This is a genomic window from Methanobrevibacter filiformis (assembly GCF_001639265.1).
In the GTDB taxonomy this organism is placed as follows: Archaea; Methanobacteriota; Methanobacteria; order Methanobacteriales; family Methanobacteriaceae; genus Methanacia; species Methanacia filiformis.
On sequence record NZ_LWMT01000042.1, the window covers coordinates 1 to 6730 of the forward strand.

The window sequence follows — 6730 nt, forward strand, 5'->3', positions numbered from 1 at the left end:
TGTTTATATTTACTATATTATATAAATTATTTATCTAAAACTTATTTATTGTATTATTATGCTAAAACAAATATTAATATATGATAAATTATATAAAATTAGATATTTATTGAAAATAATTTCATAATTATGATTTATTCTTATAATTAAGTATTATCCTAATTTGATTTATTATTATTCTTATTTATTTAATATTGGATAATTTGTATTAATATTGGATAATTTGTATTAATATTGGATAATTGCATTGTTTTTCATACTATAATACTTACTATTAAATATCTTATAATAAAATAATTCTTAATATGAGGTTCCATTATGAAAGAATTAAAAGGCTCAAAGTTTGCTCACATAACTAAGGCACATCCGTGCTTTAATGAGAAAATACATGATAAAGTAGGTAGGGTTCATGTACCTTTAGCTCCTAAATGTAATATTTATTGTAATTTTTGTACTCGAGATATAAATCAGGATGAAAAAAGACCAGGGGTCGCTGCTTGTGTTATGGATCCTGATGCTGCTATTGGTCATGTAGATAAAGTCACTAAAGAAGGTCCTATTTCTGTCGTTGGAGTTGCAGGACCTGGAGATTCACTTGCAAACCCAGAAACACTTGATTTTTTTAAGAAATTAGGAAAAACTAATCCTGATCTTATTAAATGTATGAGTACCAATGGACTTTTACTTCCAGACCTTGCAGATGAAGTTGCAGAGCTTGGAGTAAACACAGTAACTGTTACAGTTAATGCAATTGATCCAGAAATAGCTAAAGACATATATTCCTTTATTAAATATAATGATAAAGTTTATAAGGGAAAAGAAGGAGTTGAAATTTTAATTAAAAATCAACTTGAAGGAATTGAGAAATTAGCAAACAATGGAGTTATAGTTAAGGTTAACAGTGTACTCATTCCTGGATTAAATGATGAACATATTGTAGAAATAGCTAAAGAAGTTAAAAAACGTGGAGCTTCTCTTATGAATGTTCTTCCACTTATTCCATTAAACAAAATGAAAGACTACTCTAGACCTACATGTGAAGAAATAGAAAAAGTCCGAAATGATGTTGAAAAGATAATTCCAGTATTTAGAGCATGTACTCAATGTAGAGCAGATGCGTATGGAATTCCTGGTAAAAAATCAGAAGATAAACATTTAGGAATGACTCCTGCAAGTCATTACTAATTCAATTAATTTATCTTTCGTATTATCTTTTGTATAATATTAAATCAGTGATACTATGAAAACATTAGAATGGAGAGACAATAAACTAATCCTCATCGACCAAACAAAATTACCTGACGAATTAACTTATTTTACATGTAATAATTACATTGATGTTATTATAGCTATTAAAGGAATGGTTGTAAGGGGTGCACCAGCTATTGGAGTTGCAGCGGCCTTTGGAATGGCTTTAGCTTACCTTGAAGATGAATCTTTAGAAAAAGTCGCTGAAGAAATTAAAGCTGCAAGACCAACAGCAGTTAATCTTTTTTGGGCAGTTGAAAGAACACTAAACAGTGACAATCCAGTTGAAGAAGCATTAAAAATGTATCATGAAGATATTGATACAAATTTAGCTATTGGAAATGTGGGTGCAGAAATAGTAAATGATGGCGACACAATATTAACTCATTGTAATGCAGGAGCTCTTGCATGTGTAGATTATGGAACAGCATTAGGTGTTGTACGCTCTGCATTTAATCAAGGAAAAGATATAAATGTTATCTGTGATGAAACTCGTCCACTAGGTCAAGGAGCTCGTTTAAGTGTTTGGGAAATGCAACAAGAAAAAATACCAGTTAAATTAATACCAGATGTAGCTGCAGGATACCTTATGCAACAATCACAAATAGATAAAGTGATAATTGGTGCAGATAGGGTAGCTCGAAATGGTATAGTTAATAAAATAGGTTCTTTAATGGTAGCACTATCTGCCAAACATTTTAATGTTCCGTTTTATATAGCTGCACCAATTAGTACATTTGATAAAAATATATCTATTTATGATACTGAAATAGAATATCGTAATGCCGATGAAGTTACTCATTATGGTGGATGTAGAATATGTCCTGTTGGAACAGAAGTTATTAACCCATCTTTTGATATAGTTCCTAAAGATTTAATCACAGGAATAATCACTGAAAAAGGTATTGTAGATCCTTTAAAACTTAAAAAGTTTATTCAAGATTTAGATTAAAGCTTAATACTTTGAAACATATTTCCACCACACCTGTTCTTTCTGTATGGGGGCTGATTTCTAAGAATCGATATCATTGATGATATTTACTAATAATATCATATTTATATTCAATAATATCATGTTTATATTCCATAACATTAATATTTATATTTAATTAGAATATTAACCCAATAATATTAAATATTTTATCAAATTAATACTAGATCAATACTATTTATATGTTAGTCCATACAAATTATATCTTAATTCATTAAAGATACATTGTACTCTAAATTAGACATATAATGTTTGTATATATTTGGAAATTAGAAAATGCACAAGAATATCCTTAAAGTTTAAAATACATGAATTGTATGAAAAAATTAAAACTGATGTGATTTGGGAACATATTAGAATAATTATATATTTGTCTTAACAATTGATCACCAGATACACATGCTTAATAAAAAACGATTATTAAAATTAATAAATAATAATCTTTCATTGATTTTTATTTTAATATTTTCTATCACAATTGCAGTATTATCTATCTACATTAATTCTACTGAAAATATTTTGGGAGATTCATATAGGGATGTTTTTTTCTATCTTATTGAATCGTTAAGAATGTCAGGGATAGGGATTGATGGATATGATTATGTAAATTTTTTATCTCCATTAATACCATTTTTATGTTCTATACTTTTTAGATTTGGTTTTGTAAGTATAAATAGTATTTTTGTTATAACTGGAATTTTCTATATTCTAGGAGTTTTAGGAATATTCTTGCTATTTAAGTTAAGGTTTAATAATTATATTTCCTTATTTTCTGCAATATTTTTTGGAAGTTCATCTTTAGTGTTAATATGGACAGGAAACGGAACAATTGATGTTCCAAGTGTTAGTCTGACAATATTAACATTTTATTTCATGATTTTGTCATTTGAAAAAAACCAAAATTATTTTATATTGGCATTTCCTTTAGCTATTTTAAGTTTTTTTGCGAAATACACAGCAGGACTTTTATTTCCACTAATTCTCCTTTATTTTTTGTTCAAGGGTAATTTAAAAGAAAATATTAAAAAATATTTCAAAAAAGGATTTTTAGGAATCGTTTGTGGTGTAATCACAGCTATTCCATTTGCCTTATATTTTTACATCAACAAAATACCATTAGGCTTTATTGAACAGGCAGAAACAATAGGAACATCAGTTAAAACAACGATTAAGTTGCAAAATGATGTATTTTATTATATTGGAAACATTTCTAAGTTTATTTATAACCCTAATCATATAATTTCTTATATATTTATAGTTATATTGGTCATTGGAACAGTAATTTGCATATATGAAATTATTAAATACTTTAAAAATATTGCAAAAAATAAAAATAAATATTTGTTTTATTATTATTTTATTATTATTTTAGCAATAGCTAATGTAATATTCTCATTTTTAATTGTAAATCAAATATCTTTTAAATATTGTGAGATTAATTTCTTTTTAACCACGGTAATACTTTCAATAGCTTTTAATAAACTAAATTCAAAGTTGGATACTAAAAATAAAAAAATTTACAAATGCTTTAGTTTTGATTTACTTATGATTTGTTGGTTTACATCATACATGATTTTCTTTTCATCACATCTTATAAAAGTCGATAGATACTTTATAACTATGATGCCAGGATTGACATTTTTAGTAGCTACTTCTTTAAATAAAATACTTGTAAATCTAGATTCCAAATTAAATTTAAAAATAAATTTAGTCAATATAACCATAAATAAGCATGTTTTTACTAAAATAATCTCACTAATCCTAATAATACTTTTATTAATTACAAGTTTCAGTTATTTAACTATAGATAAACGATCAGAACTTGCAGAGAATGAAAAAGATGCATCTGAATGGATTAAAAGTCATGATAATAATTATAAAAATGTAGTAATTTATGCAGACAGAGGACCTATTTTCACATGGTATTTACAAAAAGAAGTAGTTTATATGGGATCAAATGTTCCAACACATGATTTAAATAATATTCTGAAAAGTAATAATACAACATATTACATTTCTATAGAAAAATATGATTTATTTGACTACAATTTAGTCAAAACATTTGGTCAAGTTTATATTTATGAAATAAAAGATTAATTGACTATTAATAATTTATTTTACTTTAATTGATATTTTTATGGGAGATTCAAATTTCATAGTCTTCTAATTTTTTCAAAATTTATTTTTTCACATTTTCATTCAATTTTCGCACTTACTGATATATGCCACTCTTTAGGACTAATTGATTTTACCTTACGAGTTGATAATATTGAAACTTCCTTACCTAATTTTGATGATGATTCCTTTATCCTACTTATTCCTTGGTCATAATTATCAGAAAATTCATAGTAATGCACAACCCCTCCAGAGTTTAGTAATGAAATAGCTAAGTCTAAAAATTTATAGGCAGTTCCTGGTAGATTCATAATAATCCTATCGAATTTAATGTTTTTTTCTTTAAATTCTTTTGCAACTTCATTTATATCTCCGCAAATAGCTATTACTTCTCCTTTTAATTTATTTATTTTTATGTTTTCTTCCATGCATTCAACAGCTTTTTTATTTATATCTACAGCATAAATTTTAACATTATTTTTCTTAGCTATTAAAATGGGAAATGGTCCAATTCCAGCAAACATATCAAGGATAGCTTCACCCTCTTCTACTTGATCAGATATTCTTTTTCTCTCACTTGCAAGTCTCGGTGAAAAATAAACTTCTTTAACATCTAAACTTAATCGTACATCATGTTCTTTATGAATTGTAGTAGAATCATCCTCTCCTATTAAATATTCTAATTTTCGTGTTCTTGTTACTCCTTCTATTGGACTCTTTTTAGCAAAAATCGATCTTCTTTTTGTAAAATCGATAGCTGCTTTTGCTATTGCATATTTTTGATTTTGGAGTTCCTCAGGTATTTCTAAAATCACAATATCTCCAATTATATCAAATGATTTCTTTAAATTTTCAATTTCTTCATTGTTTAATTTTCCTTTTAAATGTTCTTTTAAACTTCTTGGTTCTTTTTTAATCTGTTCTAATTCTGTGTCAATAATTTCTATAGTTATTTTATTAGAATCATTTTTCCCCGCATGATTAAATTTTTTATTTAATTCATCTTCTATATCTTTTTTAACATCATCCGCAATGTTTTTGATAGGAATGTAACCATAATCTTCATCTGTTTTAATCTTATAATTCATATTCATTGTTTGTTTTTCAATTAATGTTTTTCTTAGTTCATTAGTATATTTTAATTCTACTTTAATAGCTATCATTTAACTCACTTAATTATAGGGATAATAATAATTACAAATTATAATAATTACAAATTGATGAAATAATATTGTTAATGAAATAAATCAATTAATCAACTACAATCCAATATAGTTTAATAAATATAGTTAAATATATGATTAATAATATAACTTATATACTTATTGTAATTATTTATTAAAATTAAGAAAATTAAGTAACAATAATTTAATTTTAATCAATAAAACACGCAACTGGTTAATTATGTTAGTTAGAGAATTCAGACTTCATGATCTTAAAAGAGTCTTTGAAATTGAAAAAATGTCTTTTTCAGAGCCTTATGATGTGAATATTCTTAAACAACTTCACAATATTGGTGCAGGTTTTCTTGTAGTTCAAGAAAATAGCTATGTTATAGGATATATCATATTTTGGGTTAAAGAATTGGATAAAGGTCATATAATTTCAATAGCTGTAGATAAAAATTATCAAAAGATAAATGCAGGTTCTAAACTTTTAGATACATGTATTAATATCTTTAAAAGTTTTGATATTTTTAAGATTGCTCTTGAAGTAAGAGCTAACAATCATATAGCTATTAGTTTTTATCAAAAATTTGGCTTTAAAGTAAGTGAATTCTTACCAAAATATTATGAAAATGGTGATGATGGATTGGCTATGATTTTAGAGCTATGATTTATTTTTAATTTTTATTTAGTTTCTTTTATTTATTTAGTGTTATTTATTTATATTACTCTTTTTTCAGTTTTTTCAATTAATGAAGAATTTATATTAGGATTAACTGTTCAACCTCAAAAAATGGAAATTAAAGAAGTAGTAGCTATTTTAAATGAATATGAAGCAGATAATTTTTATTAAATAGTGATATAAGTAATATGCCTTCAAATCCACTTTCAGTTCCTAAAACTACAATAAATCTTGAAAAATTAGATTTCAACATTAGAGAAATAGATAAAGTTGCATTTAAAAATGCTTAGAAGTTTTTTAATATATAATGCCTATCAGCCTTTTGACATGATAACTTATATCAAAAAATAAATATTAATTGTTAAATAAATCATCTAAAGTGCCTTTAACTTTTGCTTCAGTTAAGGGGATGTTCCATAATTCAATAGATAATTAGTTAAGACTTATTTTCTTAAATAAGTATTTTGAGAGCCTTATATTGCTGATAAATTAATTATATGGATATTTAATTAGTTATATAAATTGAAT

At 25.3% G+C, this 6730-nt stretch carries 6 protein-coding genes; 5 read left to right on the plus strand and 1 reads right to left on the minus strand.

Going from position 1 to position 6730, the window contains the following annotated elements; all coding sequences use genetic code 11:
- Positions 1–318: 318 nt before the first annotated feature.
- The 3 genes from MBFIL_RS01625 (at position 319) to MBFIL_RS01635 (ending at position 4336) form a co-directional block, all read left to right on the plus strand.
- On the plus strand, positions 319–1185 hold the full coding sequence (locus MBFIL_RS01625; protein WP_066970851.1) for a radical SAM protein: 867 nt from the start codon (positions 319–321) through the stop codon (positions 1183–1185).
- A gap of 55 nt (positions 1186–1240) precedes the next feature.
- Positions 1241–2200: an S-methyl-5-thioribose-1-phosphate isomerase gene (gene mtnA, locus MBFIL_RS01630; protein WP_066970853.1), complete on the plus strand. Its 960-nt coding sequence runs from the start codon at positions 1241–1243 to the stop codon at positions 2198–2200.
- A 438-nt stretch (positions 2201–2638) separates the two neighbouring features.
- A complete protein-coding gene (locus tag MBFIL_RS01635) occupies positions 2639–4336 on the plus strand; it encodes a glycosyltransferase family 39 protein (RefSeq protein WP_066970855.1) in 1698 nt (565 codons plus the stop codon).
- Between the two features lie 98 nt (positions 4337–4434).
- Here MBFIL_RS01635 and MBFIL_RS01640 read toward each other — a convergent pair whose 3' ends face one another.
- Complete coding sequence (locus MBFIL_RS01640; protein WP_066970857.1) at positions 4435–5517, minus strand: class I SAM-dependent methyltransferase; 1083 nt, start codon at positions 5515–5517, stop codon at positions 4435–4437.
- Positions 5518–5758: 241 nt separating this feature from the next.
- Between MBFIL_RS01640 and rimI the strand changes: the two genes are divergently transcribed.
- The gene (gene rimI, locus MBFIL_RS01645) at positions 5759–6190 is read left to right on the plus strand and encodes a ribosomal protein S18-alanine N-acetyltransferase (RefSeq protein ID WP_066970859.1); all 432 of its coding nucleotides are present in this window, start codon (positions 5759–5761) and stop codon (positions 6188–6190) included.
- Positions 6191–6229: 39 nt separating this feature from the next.
- A complete protein-coding gene (locus tag MBFIL_RS10915; RefSeq protein WP_211261686.1) occupies positions 6230–6373 on the plus strand; it encodes a hypothetical protein in 144 nt (47 codons plus the stop codon).
- The last annotated feature ends 357 nt before the right edge of the window (positions 6374–6730 follow it).

What these genes read in the sequence shown, in the direction of transcription:
- MBFIL_RS01625 (WP_066970851.1), top strand. Translation starts at nt 319, where the DNA reads ATGAAAGAATTAAAAGGCTCAAAGTTTGCTCACATAACTAAGGCACAT.
- mtnA (WP_066970853.1), top strand. Translation starts at nt 1,241, where the DNA reads ATGAAAACATTAGAATGGAGAGACAATAAACTAATCCTCATCGACCAA.
- MBFIL_RS01635 (WP_066970855.1), top strand. Translation starts at nt 2,639, where the DNA reads ATGCTTAATAAAAAACGATTATTAAAATTAATAAATAATAATCTTTCA.
- MBFIL_RS01640 (WP_066970857.1), bottom strand. Translation starts at nt 5,517, where the DNA reads ATGATAGCTATTAAAGTAGAATTAAAATATACTAATGAACTAAGAAAA.
- rimI (WP_066970859.1), top strand. Translation starts at nt 5,759, where the DNA reads ATGTTAGTTAGAGAATTCAGACTTCATGATCTTAAAAGAGTCTTTGAA.